Origin of the sequence: Pseudoalteromonas sp. SD03 (assembly GCF_040937955.1) — a bacterium.
Classification (GTDB): Bacteria; Pseudomonadota; Gammaproteobacteria; order Enterobacterales; family Alteromonadaceae; genus Pseudoalteromonas; species Pseudoalteromonas tetraodonis.
The window spans coordinates 2423548-2445805 of sequence record NZ_CP162514.1 but is presented as its reverse complement, the minus strand read 5'-3'; the positions used below and the strand labels follow the sequence as shown (position 1 = coordinate 2445805).

The 22258-nt window shown below is 40.1% G+C and carries 16 protein-coding genes; 12 read left to right on the top strand and 4 right to left on the bottom strand.

What is annotated here, in order from left to right; translation table 11 throughout:
- The first annotated feature begins 303 nt into the window (after positions 1-303).
- From ABZP26_RS11415 to purF, 7 genes are all read left to right on the top strand, one after another.
- Positions 304-4935 (top strand): FimV/HubP family polar landmark protein, encoded by a 4632-nt coding sequence (locus ABZP26_RS11415; RefSeq protein ID WP_368484955.1) that lies wholly within the window; start codon positions 304-306, stop codon positions 4933-4935.
- Positions 4936-5101: 166 nt separating this feature from the next.
- A complete protein-coding gene (truA, locus tag ABZP26_RS11410) occupies positions 5102-5896 on the top strand; it encodes a tRNA pseudouridine(38-40) synthase TruA (RefSeq protein WP_016899264.1) in 795 nt (264 codons plus the stop codon).
- A 176-nt stretch (positions 5897-6072) separates the two neighbouring features.
- Positions 6073-6948: an acetyl-CoA carboxylase, carboxyltransferase subunit beta gene (accD, locus tag ABZP26_RS11405; protein WP_013465465.1), complete on the top strand. Its 876-nt coding sequence runs from the start codon at positions 6073-6075 to the stop codon at positions 6946-6948.
- 25 nt (positions 6949-6973) lie between these two features.
- Positions 6974-8239, top strand: coding sequence for a bifunctional tetrahydrofolate synthase/dihydrofolate synthase (gene folC / locus ABZP26_RS11400; protein ID WP_262975974.1), 1266 nt, complete (start codon positions 6974-6976; stop codon positions 8237-8239).
- An 11-nt stretch (positions 8240-8250) separates the two neighbouring features.
- Complete coding sequence (locus ABZP26_RS11395; protein WP_262975973.1) at positions 8251-8874, top strand: SPOR domain-containing protein; 624 nt, start codon at positions 8251-8253, stop codon at positions 8872-8874.
- A 302-nt stretch (positions 8875-9176) separates the two neighbouring features.
- Positions 9177-9671, top strand: a complete 495-nt coding sequence (locus ABZP26_RS11390) for a CvpA family protein (RefSeq protein ID WP_024601787.1) — start codon at positions 9177-9179, stop codon at positions 9669-9671.
- An 18-nt stretch (positions 9672-9689) separates the two neighbouring features.
- Positions 9690-11216, top strand: a complete 1527-nt coding sequence (purF, locus tag ABZP26_RS11385) for an amidophosphoribosyltransferase (protein ID WP_013465461.1) — start codon at positions 9690-9692, stop codon at positions 11214-11216.
- An 87-nt stretch (positions 11217-11303) separates the two neighbouring features.
- On the opposite strand, the gene ABZP26_RS11380 is transcribed toward purF, so the two are convergent.
- Positions 11304-11903 carry a Yip1 family protein gene (locus tag ABZP26_RS11380; protein ID WP_008111059.1) on the bottom strand — a complete coding sequence of 200 codons (600 nt, stop codon included), beginning with the start codon at positions 11901-11903 and terminating at the stop codon, positions 11304-11306.
- A 199-nt stretch (positions 11904-12102) separates the two neighbouring features.
- Between ABZP26_RS11380 and miaE the strand changes: the two genes are divergently transcribed.
- The 3 genes from miaE to ABZP26_RS11365 all read left to right on the top strand — a co-directional run bounded on the left by miaE (position 12103) and on the right by ABZP26_RS11365 (position 17227).
- A complete protein-coding gene (gene miaE / locus ABZP26_RS11375; protein WP_016899267.1) occupies positions 12103-12873 on the top strand; it encodes a tRNA isopentenyl-2-thiomethyl-A-37 hydroxylase MiaE in 771 nt (256 codons plus the stop codon).
- Positions 12874-13068: 195 nt separating this feature from the next.
- Complete coding sequence (locus ABZP26_RS11370; protein ID WP_368484954.1) at positions 13069-15297, top strand: EAL domain-containing protein; 2229 nt, start codon at positions 13069-13071, stop codon at positions 15295-15297.
- Positions 15290-17227 (top strand): sensor histidine kinase, encoded by a 1938-nt coding sequence (locus ABZP26_RS11365; protein WP_368484953.1) that lies wholly within the window; start codon positions 15290-15292, stop codon positions 17225-17227. Before ABZP26_RS11370 ends, ABZP26_RS11365 begins: the two co-directional genes overlap by 8 nt.
- A gap of 19 nt (positions 17228-17246) precedes the next feature.
- On the opposite strand, the gene ABZP26_RS11360 is transcribed toward ABZP26_RS11365, so the two are convergent.
- Together ABZP26_RS11360 and ABZP26_RS11355 are read right to left on the bottom strand one after the other, a co-directional pair.
- The gene (locus tag ABZP26_RS11360; RefSeq protein WP_368484952.1) at positions 17247-17981 is read right to left on the bottom strand and encodes a UDP-2,3-diacylglucosamine diphosphatase; all 735 of its coding nucleotides are present in this window, start codon (positions 17979-17981) and stop codon (positions 17247-17249) included.
- A 67-nt stretch (positions 17982-18048) separates the two neighbouring features.
- Complete coding sequence (locus ABZP26_RS11355) at positions 18049-18540, bottom strand: peptidylprolyl isomerase (protein ID WP_013465455.1); 492 nt, start codon at positions 18538-18540, stop codon at positions 18049-18051.
- Between the two features lie 144 nt (positions 18541-18684).
- On the opposite strand from ABZP26_RS11355, the gene cysS reads away from it, so the two are divergent.
- Together cysS and ABZP26_RS11345 are read left to right on the top strand one after the other, a co-directional pair.
- The gene (cysS, locus tag ABZP26_RS11350) at positions 18685-20064 is read left to right on the top strand and encodes a cysteine--tRNA ligase (RefSeq protein ID WP_368484951.1); all 1380 of its coding nucleotides are present in this window, start codon (positions 18685-18687) and stop codon (positions 20062-20064) included.
- A 188-nt stretch (positions 20065-20252) separates the two neighbouring features.
- Positions 20253-21149 carry a DMT family transporter gene (locus ABZP26_RS11345; protein ID WP_016899271.1) on the top strand — a complete coding sequence of 299 codons (897 nt, stop codon included), beginning with the start codon at positions 20253-20255 and terminating at the stop codon, positions 21147-21149.
- Between the two features lie 30 nt (positions 21150-21179).
- On the opposite strand, the gene folD is transcribed toward ABZP26_RS11345, so the two are convergent.
- Positions 21180-22034: a bifunctional methylenetetrahydrofolate dehydrogenase/methenyltetrahydrofolate cyclohydrolase FolD gene (folD, locus tag ABZP26_RS11340; RefSeq protein WP_016899272.1), complete on the bottom strand. Its 855-nt coding sequence runs from the start codon at positions 22032-22034 to the stop codon at positions 21180-21182.
- Positions 22035-22258 lie beyond the last annotated feature (224 nt).

Below are 22258 nucleotides of genomic sequence, written 5' to 3'. Positions count from 1 at the left end.
TTGCCGTTTTTTTATGCTTTAACCGCCATTTTTTTGCCACTTATTAACTGAGAGAGTGTAAACATCTTGATAAACAACATAAAAACATTTTTATCATGATGTTTAAGGTATTTATTTTCAATGTGTTGCGATGGATATTATGGCTTAACTGGTTTATAGTTTGTAACTGGAATAGAGCTTGCAATAAAAATAGATTGTAATAAAAATGTGCGTTGGCCACGTGGCTAACAACGGCAAGAATAATCAATGTTTAAGCGCCAATTTTAAAGCGCTGCGTTAACATTTAAACATTAAAGGATCAGCATGCGCGGTTTCGTTTCACTTATTATATTAGCGTCTGCACTGATGGTAACGACTGTTTACTCTCAAGACAGTACCCAATTAAGAGGGCCTAAAGGCGCAGATTACGGCGCGCAGGGTCGCTCTATTGGGCCAATAAAACCAACCGATACACTTTGGCGTATTGCCGTTAAAGTTCGCCCAGATAACTCAGTCAGCATTTATCAAGTTATGCAGGCCTTGTATAACAAAAACCCCAACTCATTTTTAGAACAAAACTTAAATCACATGCAAAGTGGTTCGTATTTAAAAATACCTACTTTGGCAGAAATTAGACGAGTAAACCCGCAATTAGCTAAGCAACGTTCTGAGCAAGACGATGAACTGTGGGAAAAAAAGAAAAATGGCACACTCACTCAAGCAGAGATCAATTCAGCACAAACACAAGTAACCCAAGCCCGCAAAGCAGACGTTGATGAAGCCAAAAAAGAATTACAACAAGAATTAAAAGCGATTAAAACAGATCAAGGTAATAAATTAGTTGAGCTTCAGCAGCAGTTTAAAAGTTCGGTTAGTAACGTAGAAGAGATTTTAGTTGAAAACAACAACCTTAAAAAACAGCTGACAGGTATTTCAAACGAGTTAGAAAACGTTCGTTTACAACTAGGCCAAGATAGTGAAATTCAACAACAGTTAAAAGAATTAATCGTTAAGCAAAACGAGATCATTGCACAGCAAAAATTAAAAGATGCAGAGCAAGAGAATGAATTTAGCTTTGCTGCATTACTCTCGAATCCTTTGGTACTCATTTTATTAATGACCATTCCAGCGTTGTTGATTATTTTTGCTGTAGTTATGTGGCTGCGTAAGCGTGGTAATAACCAAGAGCCTGAGAGTAACGATGATGAATTTATACCACAAGCGCCTGCTTATACTGACTCTTTAGATGAAATGCCAGAACCCACGCTTGACGAAGCGCCTGCTCCCGATCCACTTGATGATTTAAGTGTGCAGTTAGATGAGAGCATGGATGACGTATTACTTGATGATGATGTGGAGTTTAATGATGATCTCGATGATGACAGTTTATTAGATCAAGATGAGTTAGAAAGCTTACTTAATGATGATGTTGTTTTTGAAGATGAAAATACTGAGGGCGATGAACTTGATGTTTTCATGCAACAAGATTTTGATAGCCCTGATGAAGATGACACGGGCGATACAATTAATCTTGACGAATCGGATGATATTTTAAGTGCGGATGATTTAGATAGCCTGTTTGATGAAGAAGATGACGATTCATTACCAGATGAACCCCAAGGTGAATCGAATGATGATATGGCTGCACTCAGTGAAGAGCTCGCCGAAGAGGGCGAAGACTTCGACATTGATGATTTACTCGATGAAAATAATGAGCAGGCAACTGACACATCAGCAGACGATGACGAATTTGATATTGACGATTTACTCGATGCAGAGCAACCCGCTACTGCACAGAGTGAAGAAACCGATATTGACAGCTTAGTTGATGAAGATGACGAATTTGATATTGACGATTTACTCGATGCAGAGCAACCCGCTACTGCACAGAGTGAAGAAACTAATATTGACAGCTTAGTTGAAGAAGATGACGAGATTGACATTGATGACTTGCTTGATGCAGAGCAACCCGCTGCTGCAGAGAGTGAAGACGCGGATATTGACAGCTTAGTTGATGAAGATGACGAGATTGACATTGATGACTTGCTTGATGCAGAGCAACCCGCTGCTGCAGAGAGTGAAGAAACTGATATTGACAGCTTAGTTGATGAAGATGACGAGATTGACATTGATGACTTGCTTGATGCAGAGCAACCCGCTGCTGCAGAGAGTGAAGACGCGGATATTGACAGCTTAGTAGATGAAGATGACGAAGTTAATATTGACGATTTACTTGATGCAGAACAATCGGCTACTGAAGCTCAAAGTAAAGAGCCAGACATCGACAGCCTAGTTGATGAAGACGAAGTAGATATTGACGATGTACTGGATGCGGAGCAACCTGAAAGTGATGTTCATGATTCTGAAATAGATCATGCATTGGCGGACTCAATTGAAGATTTAACTGACGCGCAAGAAGAGTTAAATAGTGAAGATGTAGAATCTATCGCTTCATCTTTTGCTGAGCCAGAAGTTGAAGCTGAGCCGGAGCTTGAAGTAGAACCAGAGCTTGAAGCTGAACCTGAACCTGAACTTGAAGTAGAGCCTGAGCTTGAAGCAGCAGAGCCAGAACTTGAAGCTGAACCTGAACTTGAAGTAGAGCCTGAACTTGAAGTAGAGCCTGAGCTTGAAGCAGCAGAGCCAGAACTTGAAGCTGAACCTGAACTTGAAGTAGAGCCTGAACTTGAAGTAGAACCTGAACTTGAAGTAGAACCAGAGCTTGAAGCAGAGCTTGAAGCAGAGCCAGAACTTGAAGTAGAGCCTGAGCTTGAAGCAGAGCCTGAACTTGAAGTAGAACCAGAGCTTGAAGCAGAGCCTGAACTTGAAGCAGAACCAGAGCTTGAAGTTGAGCCGAAGCTTCAAGCAGAACTTGAACCTGAGCCTGAGTTTGACGTTGGATCTGAAGGTGATTTCACCGATACATCTTCTACATTACTCGATCAAGAGGATGCCTTAGATGAATTTAACGATGAAAACCTTGAAAGTATTGATGATCTGTTAAGTGAGTTAGAACAACCTACCGACGACTATGTAGAGACACCAGATTGGTCAGTTGATGGTGTAGATGATGAACTTAAAGCAGAATCTGAACTTGAAGTAGAAGCTGAGCCAGAAATTGAAGCAGAGCCAGAACTTGAAGCAGAGTCTGAACTTGAAGTTGAGCCAGAACTTGAAGCAGAGCCTGAACTTGAAGCAGAGCCTGAACTTGAAGTAGAACCTGAGCTTGAAGCAGAGCCTGAACTTGAAGCAGAGCCTGAGCTTGAAGCAGAGCCTGAACCTGAAGTAGAGCCTGAACTTAAAGCAGAGCCTGAGCTTGAAGCAGAGCCTGAACTTGAAGCAGAGCCTGAACTTGAAGCAGAGCCTGAGCTTGAAGTAGAGCCTGAACTTGAAGTAGAACCAGAGCTTGAAGCAGAACCAGAGCTTGAAGTTGAGCCAGAACTTGAAGCAGAACCTGAACTTGAAGCAGAGCCAGAACTTGAAGCAGAGCCTGAACTTGAAGCAGAGCCAGAACTTGAAGCAGAGCCTGAGCTTGAAGCAGAGCCTGAGCTTGAAGCAGAGCCTGAGCTTGAAGCAGAGCCTGAGCTTGAAGTAGAGCCTGAACTTGAAGTTGAGCCTGAGCTTGAAGCAGAGCCTGAGTTTGAAGCAGAACCAGAGCTTGAACAAGATCCTGAGTTTGACGTTGAATCAGAAGATGACTTTACCGATACGTCTTCAACCTTACTCGACCCAGAAGATGCGCTCGACGAGTACGACGGTGAAAACTTTAAAAGCGTTGATGATCTTTTAAGTGAACTTGAGCAAACAAGCGATGAAGATGAGCACGTTCCTGATTGGTCACTCGACGATTTAAACGATGAGCTTGATGAAGATGAAATTGATTTAGGTGATGATCCGCTTGCTGGTGATATCCAAAACAATGATTTATCGACAGATGACGATGAGCTATACGAGCCAGAAATAGTTACACCGAGTGAAGAGCTTGAAGAATATCCTGAGTTAGAGCTTGATGATGAGTTGCCTTTATCTGATGAAGAGCATCAATCACTAACACCAGAAGAGCTACAAGGTGATAATTTAGACGGTGATGCAACGGGTATGTCACCAAGTCAAGCAGAGCAAGATCTCGCTAATGCACTATCCGCAGGTAATGATCTCGATAGCTTAGAAGACGATTTTGATGATGAATTTTTACTAGACAATGAGTTTTCAGAGTCAAACACTGCGCAAGGTCTAGATAATGAAGTTTCAGAGCCTGAAAAGCTGACTGAACAAATTATAGATGAGCAAAGCGTTAGCACAGACGATGAGTTTGATGATGAACAACTTGATGCTTTAGGTGAATCATCAGAGTTTACTGACGAGCAAACGAACGCTGACCGTGAAGCTGATTTAACGCAAAGCCCAGTATCGCCAGAATCAGACATGATTTCAGATGATGAGCTTGACGATGAGTTCATGGCTGATTTAACACAAACTGATTTTGATGCCTTGCTTAATGAACTGGCAGAACCTGAAAATGTTGATTTAAGTGACAGCAGTGAGTTTGATGTTGATTTTAATAGCTTACTAAGTGAAGACTTAGCTGACGAAAGCGCATCCTCGTTGCAAGAGCCTATTGAGCAACCTGAGGTTACTGAGCCATTAGCGCAGGATGACTTTGTTGATATTGATGCATTGTTAGAGCAAAGCGATGAAGCTGATTTAGATCACGAACCTTACACAGACGTCGATATGGATGTTGGTTTAGGTGAGTATGATTCACTTCTGGCTGGTGATAACCCTATGGATGTTGATACCCAAAGCGGGGGTTACTCAGCTAAGCTTGATCTTGCACATGCCTATATTGAGATTGATGATGCAGATTCAGCAGTTAAAATCCTGGATGAGATCATTAATAATGGCCCGGATGATGTGCAAGAAGAAGCGCAAAGCTTAAAGGCTAAACTTAAAAATTAATAACCAAGCTCCTGTAAGGTATGGTTGATATGAAAACCCGTTATTAGTGATGCTAATAGCGGGTTTTTTGTATTGCATAGTTAGGAACCTTAGTTCGCTGCTTTTATTGGGACGCCATATAGCATAAAATGCAGCGTCGATTAGCACAGTAGGTAAAGCAGTAATTATGCGAGTAGCACTTGGAGTAGAATACAATGGCGCACGTTACAGTGGTTGGCAGCGTCAATCACACGTAAATAGTGTACAACAAGAAGTAGAAAAAGCGTTGTCGCGCATTTGTAATCATCCAGTTGAAATTGTATGTGCAGGGCGTACCGATGCCGGTGTACATGGCACTGGACAAGTAGTGCATTTTGATACACATGCTGAGCGTGAAATGGTGGCCTTTACATTAGGTATGAACACCTTATTACCCAAAGATATTGCTATTCGTTTTGCACAACCTGTGGCGGAAGACTTTCATGCCCGCTTTAGTGCAACTGCTCGTCGTTATCGTTATGTTATTTACAATTATGCGTTTCGTGGTGCGGTATTAAATGAAGGTGTTACACATTTTCATCACCCACTAGATGAAGTGAAAATGCAGCAGGCGTGTCAATATTTACTAGGTGAGCATGACTTTACCTCGTTTAGAGCGCTGCACTGCCAAGCTAATACGGCAACGCGAACGATTCATCATTTATCGGTACAGCGCCAAGGTGCTTATGTCATTATTGATATTAAAGCCAATGCGTTTTTACACCATATGGTACGTAATATTACGGGTTGTTTAATGGATATTGGCTTACACAAACATGAACCAATTTGGTTAAAAGAGTTGCTAGATGTTAAAGAGCGAGCTAAAGCGAGCGCTACAGCAAAAGCAGCAGGTTTATATTTAGTGGATGTTGATTATCCAGATCATTTTAATATCCCTAGAACGCCGCTAGGACCATTGTTTTTAGCCGACAGTGATATTTGATAAGTAACGAGATGTGTATATTTTGAGGCTAAATTTATACGCTGTTATTCGTATTGCTAACTACTAAGACCAGTTTTTTATACCGTGACAGCGTAATTCATGTTTTAATTGGAAAAATTTGTTTGCATGGTTAACATGTAGACTCGCGACACAGAACAGCATTAAGAGAGTTGCAAATGAGTTGGCTAGAAAAAATCTTACCAAAAACGACTAAATCTTCAGGTCGTAAAGAAATTCCAGAAGGTGTATGGGCTAAATGTACGTCATGTGATTCAATTTTATATAAAGCAGAATTAGAAAAATCACTGAACGTATGCCCTAAATGCGATCATCATATGCGTGTTAGTGGTCGTAAACGTCTTGAACAGTTTTTAGATGAAGGCGATCGTCACGAGTTAGGTGCCCAACACGAACCTAAAGATGTGCTTAAATTTAGAGACTCAAAAAAATACTCAGATCGTATCAATGCAGCTCAAAAGTCAAGCGGTGAAAAAGACGCGCTTGTCGCAATGAAAGGGAACCTAAAAGGCATTCCGGTTGCTGCTGTTGCATTTGAATTCTCATTTATGGGTGGCTCAATGGCATCGGTAGTGGGGGCTCGTTTTGTTGACGCGGTTGACCAATGTTTAGAGCATAATATGCCGCTGATTTGTTTTTCTGCATCGGGCGGTGCTCGTATGCAAGAAGCCCTTATGTCACTTATGCAAATGGCTAAAACCAGTGCGGCACTGGCTAAAATGACTGAAAAAGGCCTACCGTTTATTTCTGTAATGACAGATCCAACAATGGGTGGTGTATCAGCATCATTGGCAATGCTTGGTGATATTAATGTTGCAGAGCCTAAAGCTTTGATTGGTTTTGCCGGTCCGCGTGTTATTGAACAAACTGTTCGCGAAACGCTACCAGAGGGTTTCCAACGCAGTGAATTCTTGTTAGAACATGGCGCAATCGACATGATTATAGACCGTCGAGAAATGCGCGATACGCTAGCACGTATCTTAGCAAAATTTATGAACTTGCCTTCTACGGAACAAGAGCATAGAGTAGCGTAAATTTCAGCTTTACTGATTACATGCTATGACAAAAACAATTCCTAGCCAATCATCAAGCCTTGATGATTGGCTTTGTTATTTAGAGAGTGTTCACCCTGCTAATATAGAAATGGGTTTAGAACGCGTTGCTCGTGTTGCTAACAACATTGGGCTTTTAACCTCCTCAAGTAAAATCATTCTTATTGCAGGCACCAATGGCAAAGGCACAACCGCACGTTGTTTAGAGTCACTGTTATTAGCCCAAGGTTATCGTGTTGGTACTTATGCTTCTCCGCATTTAATTCGTTACAATGAGCGCGTACGCGTTAATGGCGCAGAGCTTGACGATCAATACCATGTCGATGCGTTTAATTTATTAGAACAAGGTCGTGGTGACACCCCACTGACATATTTTGAATATGGCACCTTAGGCGCGTTAGCAATATTCAAGCGTTTAGAGGTTGATTACGTGCTGTTAGAGGTAGGTTTAGGCGGGCGTTTTGACGCGACCAATATTGTTACCCCCTATGCCAGCATCATCACCACCATCGACTTAGATCATAAAGAATACTTAGGTGACACGCGTGAATTAGTTGCTTATGATAAAGCGGGTATTTTTCGAGAGAGTACTCCTGCAATTATTGGGGACTTAAATATTCCACATACAATGACCGATTATGGTAAAGAAATTAACGCTAATATGGTGTTATCTGGCAGCGACTTTATTTTTAAAGAGCGCGCGCAGAGTTTTAGTTGGCAATTTAAAGAGCATAATCTTGAGTTACCTAAACCAGCAATCCCATGCCAAAATGTAGCCACGGCATTAACCGCTCTATCGGTATTAAACTTATTACCGAGCGATGAGGTGATTACTCAGTGTTTAGCGAGCTTAGTCGTTGAGGGACGTTTTCAACAACTAAATGCAGAGCCATTAGTGTATACCGATGTAGCACATAATCCTGAATCAGCTCGCTATTTAGCGACTAAATTAGCAAGCTATAAAGATAAAGGCTTTAAAATTCATGCATTAGCCGCTATGCTTGCTGATAAAGATAAGGTCGGTGTGCTTAAAGAAGTTAGTGATGTAGTAGATGAATGGTCGTTTGCGAGCTTAGAGGGCCCACGCGGCGATAGCGCTGCTAATTTACATCAGGCACTTCTAAGCATTCCTAATAGTTATTTTAAACAGGGTTATAATAGCGTAGAGGCAGCATTGGATGCTATCTTGCCAAACCAGCCAAGTAACACACTATTAATTGTATTTGGTTCATTTTTTACCGTGGCTGGCGCTATTCATTACTTTAAAAAATAGAGAGGATGTCGGTGAACTCAGGTTTTATTAATCGCTTAGTCGGAACAAGTATTGTGGTGATCGCAGCAATTGTGTTTATTCCCAATATACTCGATGGTGAAAAAGTGCACTATAAAGAAGGCTTTAAAGCGATTCCAGAACGCTCTGAGTTCAAGACCATTGATTTACAAGAATCAATCGATCAAAAAGTGGCAAATACACAGCCTTTAAAAGAGGATGAAGTTGAAGATATTCAGCCTGATGATGCCGCATTTGAACAGCAAAACAGTGCTGCTCAAACAGACATTACCGACCAGCCTGCAATGGTTGAAGCGGTAATACCTGATACAAACCAAAGCAGTACGGCTGCAATTCAAGAACCTACGCGCCCAGCTAACGAAAACTTAACTAGCATGGCGTATGTTATTCAGTTAGGTAGTTTTTCACATGCAGCCAATGTAAAAGCGTTGCAAGCTAAGCTCAAGGCTAAAGGTTTTAAAACTTTTACTAAACCAGTTAAAACGCCAAATGGGACGTTAACGAAAGTTTTTGTCGGACCATCACTGAATAAACAAGAACTGCAATCTCAACTTCCTGCACTTAAAGAGTTAACCAAACTCAACGGTAAAGTCACCCAATTTGAAGTGACCAAATAAATTCAATAAAAGGAAGTGTGTTTATCGCGAGATATTACACACTTACCTCGTCTTATTTTATACGTTTAAATAGACCTTTATTGCATTTTTAGCTCGCTACCTTTACTTATCAATGCCCACACAAAAATAGCAAAATAGATGCGCTATAAACAAAATGTTTGTTGTTTTTATAACGGTGAGACTGCGCTATTTTTAATCTAAAAATGGTGCGTGTTTACTCACCTGTAATCTCACGCTTAAACTTGCATCACAAGGAGGTTTAGGTATAGAATGCGCCCAAAATTAGCGACTAATTGGTTCTTATGATCTGGGTTGATTACGCCATTCTTGGCATTATTGCACTCTCTACCATCATCGGTTTAATACGCGGCTTTGTTAAAGAAGCTATGTCATTAGCGGTATGGGCAGGGGCTTTCATCATCTCCAGCTTATTTTATCAATATTTAGCTTCCTTCCTAACATCCATTTCTGAACCCCTTTTAAGAAATGCGGCGGCCATTGCCATATTATTCTTTGCGACGCTATTGTTAGGCGGTTTACTAAACTATATTTTAGGTGAGCTTGTACAGCGAACCGGATTATCCGGCACAGACCGTGTTTTTGGTGTGGTGTTTGGTGCTCTTCGAGGCGTGTTGGTCGTGAGCGCGTTACTCTTCTTTCTTGATGCTTTTACTGGTGCGCCAAGTACGCACTGGTGGGGCAACTCTATTTTGATTCCAGAATTTGGCTTTGTAGTTGAATGGTTCTTTTCGTACCTAGAAAACAACTCGAGCTTTTTAAATTCAGTAAACCGTTAATCGGCGAGGATAAATTACATGTGTGGTATCGTTGGAATAGTCGGAACATCGCCAGTTAATCAGGCGATTTATGATGGCTTAACCGTTTTGCAACACCGTGGCCAAGATGCTGCGGGTATCATAACTATTGAGAACAATACATTTAGCTTGCGCAAAGCAAATGGCCTAGTGAAAGATGTATTTCACACTCGTCATATGAAACGTTTGCAAGGCAATATTGGCATTGGCCATGTGCGTTACCCAACAGCGGGTTCTTCAAGTTCGTCAGAGGCTCAGCCGTTTTATGTAAACTCTCCATTTGGTATAGCGCTTGCGCATAATGGTAACTTAACCAATGCCGAGTCGTTAAAAGAGCAGTTATTTTCAGAGGCACGTCGCCATGTTAATACGACCTCTGATTCTGAAATTTTACTTAACATCATGGCGCATGAGCTAAGTAAATCAGACAAACTAAAATTAGACCCTGAAGATATTTTTACCGCGGTTACTGAAGTTAACAATAAAGTAAGTGGCGGTTATGCCACTATCGCCATGATTATCGGTCATGGTATTGTGGCGTTTCGCGATCCAAACGGTATTCGTCCATTGGTGTTTGGTAAACGTGAATCAGCAAACGGTACTGAATACATGTTTGCCTCAGAAAGCGTAGCATTAAAGCCTGACGGTTTTGAATTTGTTCGTGACGTTGCCCCAGGCGAAGCTATTTATGTCACTGAAAATGGAGAGTTTCACTCTTTAAGCTGTGCAGATAAAGTGTCTTACTCACCGTGTATTTTTGAATTTGTTTATTTTGCACGACCGGATTCAACCATTGACCGCATGTCAGTGTATGCAGCGCGTGTAAATATGGGGACTAAGTTAGGTGAAAAAGTAGCGCGTGAATGGGCAGACAAAGACATTGATGTGGTTATTCCTATTCCTGAAACCTCGTGTGATATTGCATTAGAAATGGCACGCGTGCTTGACTTACCGTATCGCCAAGGCTTTGTTAAAAATCGTTATATTGGTCGTACGTTTATTATGCCTGGCCAAGAGCTTCGTAAAAAATCAGTTCGCCAAAAACTCAATGCGATTGACCGTGAGTTTAAAGGTAAAAATGTCCTACTTGTTGATGACTCAATTGTACGTGGTACCACCTCAGCACAAATTGTAGAGATGGCACGCGAGTCAGGCGCTAAAAATGTTTACTTTGCATCAGCAGCACCTGAAATACGCTTTCCAAATGTATACGGTATAGATATGCCATCTGCGGCAGAACTTATTGCACACGGCCGTGAAGTAGAAGATATTAACCAAAGCATTAGCTCTGATGGTTTAATCTTCCAATCGTTAAGCGATTTAATTGCTGCCGTTAGCCAAGAAAACCCAGAGATCACTAAGTTTGAAACATCAGTGTTTGACGGACAATACATTACTGGCGACATTGATCAAGATTACTTAAACCGTATAGATAAGCTGCGCAACGATTCAGCTAAAAGCATCCGTGAAAATGCAATGTCATCTGGTTTAGAAATACATAATCAAGATGAAAACGAATCTGATTAATAATGTAATATTAGCCTGATAGTATTTTAAGGCTAATAAAAAAAGGAGCTTAACAGCTCCTTTTTTGCGTCTATAGAAAAGGAATATTTAAGTAAACATGGGGCTGATAATACCGTTGGTCCATAGCATAGCGGTAAGTGCTAATATAATAACCAGTAAAATTAACCCGCATGTAACAACAGAGCTTGCATAAATAAAGCCGCGCTCTTGCGGAATGTGCATCAAAATTGGCACGCCGGTGTACAGTAAATAAACTGAGTAGGCGAGTGCAACTAATCCAACACACACCACAAACCACAGCTCAGGCCAAAAAGCTGCCAATGCCGACATAAACACCGGTGTAGCGGTATAAGCTGCCAGCTCAATTGTTTGGGTAAAAGTCGGTTTAGCACCAAAAGTAACCGCCATCCAATGGGCTAAATAGGCCAGTGCAAATACACCGCCAATTAAAGCGACATACATGGCTGCGCCAATCATCAGTGCGCTTTCATGGGTTAAAAATACTGGATTACCTGTACCTATACTCCAGCCTAAGTAAACCGATGAGTAGTACCCCATTGCAGAGGGAAATAAAGCGATAAGCAAAATGTGCGATAAGCTATAGGTTAAGCTTTCGTGACGGTTATCAATTGTTTGCCATTCTTCGAGTGGATGGGCGTATAAACCCCATAGGTGATTTAGTATCATTGCGTGCTCTCCATAAAAGGATATATTACTGTTTGGTTATAATTGGTTTGTTTTTATACAGTCCATTTAGTTATGGTTCAGTAAGTATACAAAGTCAAGTTATCCACATGCTTGCAATAAGGGCGAGTGTTTATTTTATTCAGAGTAATATTTCATGTTAAAATGCCATAATCGCAATTTTTAGCAATGAGTAGTCAGCGTGCCACATAGCCAGCTTTTAGAGCCAATTAACAATTTTTTATTATGCAGTACTCCCGATGAGTGGGTTGAACAAGCAATCAAAAAAGAAAACTTACCCATCATATTAATTGATCACTTAATATGTGAATTAAAAGCGGCGCAAAGTGCCATGTTTTTAATTCGTAAGTATGCGGTAGATAAAGAGAGCAGTGATGCACTGCTTGAATGGCTTAAACCGTTTGAAACGCTTATTTATAAACGTGAGGGAAATTGGCGTGATTTAGCGGCTAAAAATAAACTCACTAAATCCATTATCCCTAAATCTAACTCGCCTTATGGCCAAGATTTAATTGATAAAATGGTAATGCTGATAAAAGAAGAGCTGCATCATTTCTATCAAGTGCTCGAAATTATGGATGAATACGGTGTTGAATATAAAAGTATAACGCCATGTCGTTATGCTAAAGGCATGCTACGCAATGTTAAAACGTTTGAGCCCAATGCCTTAGTTGATAAGCTTATTGTAGGTGCTTACATAGAGGCTCGCTCGTGTGAACGCTTTGCCAAGCTTGCACCCCATGTAGATAAACGCTTAGGGGATTTTTATATTTCATTGCTGCGCTCTGAGGCACGTCATTACCAAGATTATTTAACCCTTGCTCAAGACATTGCTGATTTTGATATTACCGAGCGGGTAAAAGAATTTGCTGAAATAGAAGCACAGTTAATTTTATCTGATGACGAAGACTTTAAGTTTCACAGTGGAACACCGTTAAGTAAAAGTGCTTAGTATACTTGAGTGCTACAAATGGGTTATGTTGTTGTAGCACATACTTTAGTATCAAAATTATTTTTAAATTAGACACTTCCAAAACTCTCTCCTAATATTTAAGCAAGTCGAATTTTGAGTTATCAACGGTCTATATTGCTTTGTAATTCATTTTAATAAAAGGGCCATACCTTATTTATTATTGGGTGAGAATGTATGCAAGATAAAGAGGGATTATTTGTATTTGCAGCTGAAGAAGAACCAGCAGATACAGATCTGAAAACTTGGAAAATATTAACCGTTGAGGATGATCTTGATTATCAAAACGCGTTAGTTAACAGCTTAAAAGAGCTAAAAGCCAAAGACGGTTATAAATACGAGTTGTTAACAGCAAATTCGGTACCAGAGGCGGCTTTGGCGTTGAGCATGCACCCTGATATTGCACTTATTTTTATAGATGTGGTGATGGAGGAGGATGACTCAGGTCTGCGTTTAGTGAATACTATTCGAGAGGTCATCGGTAACGCAGAAATGCGTATTGTGCTCTTAACAGGGCAACCTGGTTTTGCACCAGAGAGCGATATCATGAAAATGCTCGATATCGATGAATACTGGAATAAATCAGACCTATCTGCCGAGAAGCTGCAATCAATTGTTAATAGCAACATGCGCACTTGGGAGTATATCTCACAAATTAGGTCAGCCAAGCAAGGTTTACAGTTGGTGCTTGATGCATCTAGAAGTATTAACGGTAAGCACGATATGGCCTCTTTCTCTTATGCTGTGCTTAAAGAAATTAGCAACATTTTAAAAATAACCGAAGGTGGTGGTATTTTTTGTTCGAGTAATTCAGACCCTAGCTCTGAATGTTTAATACTCTCAACCCATGGTTGCTTTAGTGGCATTAAAGGGCAACCTGTGGGACCTAATCTGCCTGCAGAAATGCTGCAAGACTTTAAACAAGCGATTAGAGAGCGTCGTCATATTTTTTCAAAGCACCACAGTGTGTTTTTTTTCGAAACGCCAGATCAGCAGGGCGCTGATTACATAACTATCGTCAAATCAGACAACCCAATTAGTGAGCAAAACGAATATTTACTTAAAGTATTTAGTGAAAATGTGAGCACAGGATTTGCTAATATTTCGTTATTAAATCGCTTAACCGAGCTTGCTTATACCGATGTGTCACTTAACTTGCAAAACCGTAACTGGCTAACCCGTGAAATAAAGAACATGAATGCGCAGGAGCGGCTAAAAACGCGATTGGTCATTTTTGATATTTATCAGTTTGACGAAAAAGCATTCACCTTTGGTCATGAATTTTGTAATAAATTAATGAAGTTAGTTTACCAGAGTATTGTTGATAGCTTTACTAGGTATGACCCCCGCATAGCATTGATTAGTAACAAAGCGTTTGGCATGTTAGTGAGCGTTGACTTTGATATCTCAAATGCAGTTAGTTACTTTCAAAATAAACAAAAATTCGAAATTGAACAAGTTAAGCAATACATTGATGTCCGTATTTTAGAATTAAAATTAAATGTAGCTTTAAACTTAACACCTGAAAAAGTAATCAGCCTTGCAGAGTCGAGCCTGAACTCTTCGCAGCTAAACCAAACTAAGTATATTCAGCATACCGAGGAAAAAACAGATCAAATTACTCGTCGTTATGAGCTGATGGCTGAGCTCAGAACGGCTATAGGTAATAAAAGTTTACAGGTGGCGTTACAACCCAAAATCAGCTTATCAACCTTGAAACCAGCAGGTTTTGAAGCGCTCGCTAGGTGGCAAAGAGCTGATGGCAGCTTTGTACGCCCTGATGAATTTATAGAGTTAGCTGAAACAGCCGGATTAATTAATGAACTAGACCATGTGATTTTCGAAAAAATACTAGAGACTATTAATCAACTTAAAGAGCAAGGCTGCAACTTACCCGTTGCATTTAATGCATCCTCTTATGATTTAGTTGAACCTAGTTACTTTGAGCAAATAAAAACTAAAATTGAAGAGTACAACATTCTGCCTTCTATGCTTGAGCTAGAGGTGACAGAAACGCAAGCCATAAGTAACTATAACTTAATTAAAGAAGCACTTGAACGGTTTATCGCCTTAGGTATGAAAGTCAGCATTGATGACTTTGGCACTGGTTACTCGTCGTTAGCTCACATCAATGAAATACCGTCTACGTCGATAAAAATAGATCGCTACTTTGTTAGTGATCTTGAATTTAATGACAACAATCAGTACATGATTAAGATGATATTATCTTTAGCGAATCAGTTTAACTTTTCGGTAATTGCTGAAGGTGTTGAGAATGAATTTGAGGCTCAGTGGTTACATCAGCAGGGGTGCGAAACTGCTCAAGGATACTACTTTTCTAAACCATTATTTTTAAAAGATTTAATTGTGTGGCTAAAACAGTTTGAAGTGAGTAAGAATGAATAGCCTTAACAGCTTGCCGGTCGGCTCAAAAAAAAGTGTGCTGATAAAGTCTTTGTTTAGTTTATTTATTACTTTATTTATTGGCTGGCTTATATACGAACAAACATATCAAGAAAAAATAAACACCATAAAAGCTAAGCAAGATGAAAAGTTAGTCCTTATCAGTGGAGATTTTTCTAAAGAGCTCAGTAGTATTAAAAAGCTTACGCGTATCCTGGCCCAAGGGCCGATTTTAAAAAGCGACACACCAAATAAGCCTTTACAATCAAAGCAAAGAAGAGATGAAATAAATAACTATTTTTTAAATTTTGCTACTATCTCTACTAATATCGCGCAAATTCGCTGGCTAGATACACAAGGCCAAGAGCAATACCGCATTAACGCAGCCAATGGTATTGGCGAAATTGTATCGCCTGATGAGTTGCAAAATAAGCAAACCCGTTACTACTTTCAAAAAGGGATGCAGGTCAGTGCGCCTGACATTTTTGCCACAGAAATAGATTTAAATATCGAACGCAACCAAATTGTACTGCCTCATCAACCAACAATCCGTGTAACCTACCGTACGGATAAAGAAAATTACCTATTAGATGGTTTGCTAGTGGTAAACTTTAACTTAGATTATTTGTTTGATCAGATTAAAAGTTACAACCAAGAGAGCACTTTAATTAGCATTTTAAACCACGATGGCTTTTGGTTATTAAATACTGATGCTGAATTAGAGTGGGGGTTTATGTATGGTAAAAATGAGCAAACACTCGCTTTAAAAAAACCAGAGCTTTGGCAGCAAATTATTGATGGCAATGTAGAATATGGTTCGCACTTTTTTAACCTTAGTCTTTATACCTACCGCCGTTTTTCTATTTTTTCGTTGCGCGAGAACAAAGGTAGAATTAGCAATGCTGACAAAGAATTAATTATTCTTATAAGTAGCCCCAATGAATTGTTAATAACTGTACGAAATGCGGCCTTACGGTTAGCGTTAATTTGCAGTGGATTACTATGTTTAATTAGCTTTGGTTTTATTTATCGTGAGTATAAGTTTCAAAATCAGCTATTAGCCCTGTCACATAAATTACATATTGAAAAGATAGAACTAGATATCGTTAACCGTGAGCTTGATGCCACAATTAAGCAGCAGCAGCAACTGCAAGAAGGGTTAATTGAAGCGCAAAAACTATCCTCATTAGGGTTGCTCGTGGCAGGTGTTGCTCATGAAATGAATACGCCTATCGGTGGAGCCGTTATTTCTGTTTCAAATGCAGATATGGCATTGAATAAATTAAATGAAGCGATGAAACAGGGGCTGACTAAATCAACGTTAGAAAGTACTACAACAAGTATTGGAGAGAACCTAGCGCTGGCTAAAATTAATTTAAATAAAACCGCCGTATTAGTAAAAAGTTTTAAAAAAATGGCGATTGATCGCCATAATGATGAATTTATAGCATGTGATATTGAAAAAATTATTGAAGAGCTATTATTGTCATTAAACTCCAGGTTAAAAAACTCGCCAATAAAAGTGAAAACTGTTTTTTTACTTAATAAACAGGTGATTAGCTTGCCAGGTATTATTTCTCAGGTGGTCGAAAACTTAGTGGTTAATGCGCTAAACCATGCTTTTGATGAAAAGCAGGAGGGGGTAATAGAAATAAAAGTCGAACAAGCGACTAATAATAGGGTGAGGCTGAGCGTGTCAGATAATGGCAAAGGTGTTGATGGTGAGATAAAGGCAGATATATTTGAACCCTTTTATACTACAGCTAGAGGTAAAGGTAACACGGGTTTAGGTTTATATATGGTTTATCAATGGGTAACCCAGATTTTAAAAGGGGACATCAAACTTCATTCAGAACCACAAAGCGATACCTATTTTAAAACGCAATTTATTATTACTTTACCTGACTTAAAAGCAAAGTCTCATTACGATTAGTCAATAAAGGCTAAAAACCCTACAAGGGGGTCGAAACTAACTCTTGAGAATCAGGGGTAACCACTAAATACGAACCTTGAGTATACCAATCGCCCAATACTGTGCGAGTAAGCGTTTGGTTATTAACTTTATAGGTATGTACATCAGGGCGGTGAGTATGGCCGTGGATCATATTAGCCACGTTATGTTTGGCGAAGGTTTCGAGTACTGCGCTTTGCACCACATCCAGTATTTCTATAGGTTTGTCTGCTTGGCTAAGTTTACTTTTTTCACGTGCATCACGCGCTATTTTTTTACGATACCACAATGGCATAGCAAGCATAAGTTTAGGCCACCACCAACCACGGCTCTTTCGACGAAACTTTTGGTACTCAACATCCTGGGTACACATTTCATCACCGTGCAAAATGACAGTAGGAGTGCCGTAGAGGTCGATCACTGTTTGCTCATTCAGTAAGGTCATTCCTGCCATATCGGCGTACTGTTCTCGCATGATAAAGTCGCGATTACCGTGTACAAAATAAATAGGAATACCTAAGTTATTAACCGCTTTTAGCTGTTCTGCCACTGCCGCTGAGAGTTCGCTAACATAATCGTCACCAACCCACACTTCAAAAAAATCACCTAAAATATATAGGGCGTCTACTTTTTGAGGAGTAATATGGGCGTGTAAAAATTTAAAAAATGTCGCTGTAATATCAGGGCGATTTTCACTCAAATGTAAATCGGCGATAAAGTAGGTTTGGCGAGTCATGGTGATTCCATTTAGATAAAAGCGGGTGAATACCCGCTTTATGTATTCTTTGAAGAATAATGCGGTCTTAACTGACAGTTACACTTTCAATTACCACATCTTCAAGTGGTACATCTTGGTGGAAGCCATTGCTACCTGTAGCAACACCTTTGATTTTATTTACTACGTCCATGCCTTCTACTACTTCAGCAAACACACAGTAACCCCAGCCCTGTGATGTTTCACTGCTGTGGTTTAAAAAGTCGTTGTTATTCACGTTAATGAAAAATTGCGCTGTAGCTGAGTGTGGATCAGGCGTGCGTGCCATTGCTAATGTACCTACTTTGTTAGATAGGCCATTGTTCGCTTCATTTTCAATTGGGTCGTTTACTTCTTTTTGTTCCATACCCGGTGCAAAACCACCGCCTTGAACCATAAAACCATCAATTACACGATGAAAAATAGTGCCGTTATAAAAACCTGAGTTTGCATACTCTAAAAAGTTTTTTACTGTATTTGGAGCTTCGCTTTCGTGCATTTTAATGGTGATATCACCAAAATTTGTGTGTAGAACAACCATGAGATTTCCTATAGCTGGTTTGAATATTGACGCTATTTTATCGTAGTTGACCCAGATTAACAAAGAGCTTTGATAAACCGCTAGAGCCCATGCTTAGCAAGTGGTAACATAGCTTTTCTGTTAATCGTGAAGGAAAGCAACTAAATGGTACAAATATACAACACACTGACACGCCAAAAAGAAGAGTTTAAACCTATGGTCGATGGAAAAATCGACATGTATGTGTGTGGTATCACCATTTATGATTACTGTCACATTGGCCATGCACGCACATTTGTGGGTTTTGATGTAATTGTTCGCTACCTTCGCCACTTAGGTTACGATTTAAAGTATGTACGTAATATTACCGATGTTGATGATAAAATTATCAAGCGCGCAAATGAAAACGGTGAGGCGATTAACGACTTAACCGTGCGTATGACTAAAGCCATGCATGAAGACTTTGACAGTTTAAATATGCTACGTCCTGATATAGAGCCAACCGTAACCGGCCACATGGATGAAATTATTGCTATGGTTGAGCGTTTGATTGCCAAAGGCCACGCTTATGTTGCAGCCGATGGCGACGTTTTATTTGATGTTTCTACCTTTGAGCAATACGGAGCTCTTTCGCAACAAGATTTAACCATGTTGCAATCAGGTTCGCGTGTTGAAGTAGCTCAAGATAAAGACGATCCTCTTGATTTTGTTTTATGGAAAAAAGCCAAAGCAGGGGAGCCGTCGTGGTCATCACCTTGGGGTGAGGGTCGCCCTGGTTGGCACATAGAATGTTCAGCAATGAGCTCTAAGCATTTAGGTGAGCATTTTGATATTCATGGTGGTGGTTCAGACCTACAGTTCCCGCACCACGAAAACGAAATCGCGCAATCATGCTGTGCAAATAATGGCCAGTATGTAAATACTTGGATCCACACCGGTATGGTACAAGTGAACAAAGAGAAGATGTCTAAATCGTTAGATAACTTTTTTACCGTTCGTGAGGTATTAAAACAATATGACGCAGAGTCGGTTCGTTACTTTTTAATATCAGGTCATTACCGCAGTCAGCTCAATTACTCTCAAGAAAACTTAGACCAAGCACGTTCGTCTCTTGAGCGTATTTACACCGCATTACGTGGCGTTGAGCCAGTTGAATGTGAGCTTGAGAGTAATGAGTATGTGGCTAAGTTTAGAAAAGCCATGAATGATGACTTTAATTCGCCAGAAGCATTACCGGTTGTGTTTGAAGTTGCTAAAGAGCTAAATCGTGTAAAAGACAGTGATAGCGAAAAAGCAGGACATTTAGCCTTTATTCTACGTAGCTTAGGTGAAATACTTGGTATTGCTCAACAAGCACCAGAGGCATTTTTACAAGGCGGTCAAAACGACGATGAAGTGGCTGAAATTGAGGCACTGATTGTAAAACGTAATGACGCACGTGCCAGTAAAAATTGGGCTGCAGCAGATGAAGCTCGCGATGCTCTAAATGCGTTAGGTGTAGTACTTGAAGATTCAGCGGGAAAAACAACGTGGCGTAAAGCTTAGGGTTTGTTGAGCTTTGCGGATTTAGCCATAACGCGCTGAACACAAAAAAAGGGTTGCCATAGGGTAACCCTTTTTTGGTTATATCAATTGCATTAGATTGATTATGCTTTTAATAAAATTGATATTGTTGACCTCAATTATAGTTGAGGTTTTAAACTCGCATTCATCAATTTAAAAATGGAAAATTAATGAATATTTTACTTGCCATGATCCCAGCTTTTTTATGGGGAACGACTTATGCGGTAACTAAATACGCAACCCCAGAGTGGCCGCCAATCTTGCTAGGAGCCATACGTGCACTCCCTGCTGGTTTATTATTGTTGTTATTTAAACCTTCTTGGCCAACGGCTAAACAGTGGCCAGGCATTTTTCTAATAGGCGCAATCAATATTGCGTTGTTTTTTAGTTTTATTTTTGTAATGGCGATTAATTTACCTGCTGCGATTGCAGGTGTCGGTATGGTGTCTGTACCGGTAGTGGCATTATTGTATGCCTGGCTTGTTAAACGGCAACAGCCAGCGTTAGTGCAAGGATTTTGTGCCCTTGCTTTAGTGGTTTTAGCATGGCGCTTATTTGACCCACAACATATTGCACTTAATTTATTGGGAGTAGTGGCACTGATAGGGGCGCTATTGACTATTGTTATAGGCAGTACGCTGGTAAAAAAAGTGACCGCTAAAGTACACTGGTGGACAGTATTAACGTGGCAATTAATCATTGGTGGCAGTTTGCTAGCGATTGTTGCTGCAATACAGGCTTTTTATTTTGCTCCCCAGCAGTATCAATTTTTAACTGCATCAATAAATACAACCCAATGGCTGGCGCTATTTTGGCTGGTGGTACCTAACACTGCTTTAGCCTATATTTTGTATGTTTGGTTATTAGGGCGAATGACAGTGGTTGAATTTACTTTTGGCACTATAGCTAACCCAATTGCCGGCATTTTATGTGCAGGGTTATTGATTAACGAACAATATGAAAGTTGGCAGTACGCGATTATGTTATTAATGATCGTGTTTTCGGTATTGCCACAAGGCTTGGACTTAATAAAACGAAGAATGATGATACAAAAAGCCCGCAATTAAGCGGGCTTTGGATTACTTTATTTTTATTTATTAGCTGTGATATTTCTCACACGCTTCTAACGTATTTTCAATTAAGCTAGCAACTGTCATCGGGCCTACGCCGCCAGGTACAGGGGTAATAAAGTCAGCTTTTTGTTCTGCAGTAGCGTATTCAACGTCACCCACTAACTTACCGTTGTCTAAACGGTTAATACCCACATCAATAACAATGGCGCCTTCTTTTATCCAGTCACCCGGAATAAACTCTGGTTTGCCTACAGCAACAACCAATAAGTCAGCACGGCGAACATGGGTTTCTAAATCTTGGGTAAACTTATGACAAACAGTAGTAGTACAGCCAGCTAACAACAGCTCAAGTGACATAGGTCGACCCACAATATTAGAGGCACCAACAACCACAGCATGCATGCCTTTGTAACGTACGCCGGTTGAATCTAGTAAAGTAATAATACCCTTAGGTGTACATGGACGAAGAGCAGGCATACGCTGTGCTAATCGGCCAATATTATAAGGGTGAAAACCATCAACGTCTTTGTGTGGAGTAATACGCTCAAGAATTTTTTCTGCATCTAAGCCCTCTGGTAAAGGGAGCTGCACTAAAATACCATCAATTTCACCATCAACATTCAACTCATCAATTAATGCTAATAGCGCTTGCTCTGTGGTGTCTGCTGGTAAGTCGAATGACTTAGAAATAAAACCAACCTCTTCACAGGCTTTACGTTTTGAACCAACGTAAACTTGGCTTGCTGGATCTTGTCCAACAAGTACCACAGCTAATCCTGGGGCTCTAAGGTTTTGTGCAACACGTTCTGAAACTCGTTCAGCCACTGCGCTACGTACTTGTTTTGCTACTGCTTTACCATCAATGATGTTTGCCGTCATGGGTGACCTTTAATTAGGTTAATTAACTTGATACCGATACATTTAAAAAACGAATGCATATATAGGGGTTAAAATGCCGATAAAGAAAACACCTTTATCTTACTCATTTTTTAATATGGCAGCTATTTTCGCAGAAAAGCGGTTAAGCGCCAAGTTGCTTTTAAAGTATAAGCGCTCGAATTATAAAAAAGAGTTTAAATTTTATCCCTGTATCGTAACATTTG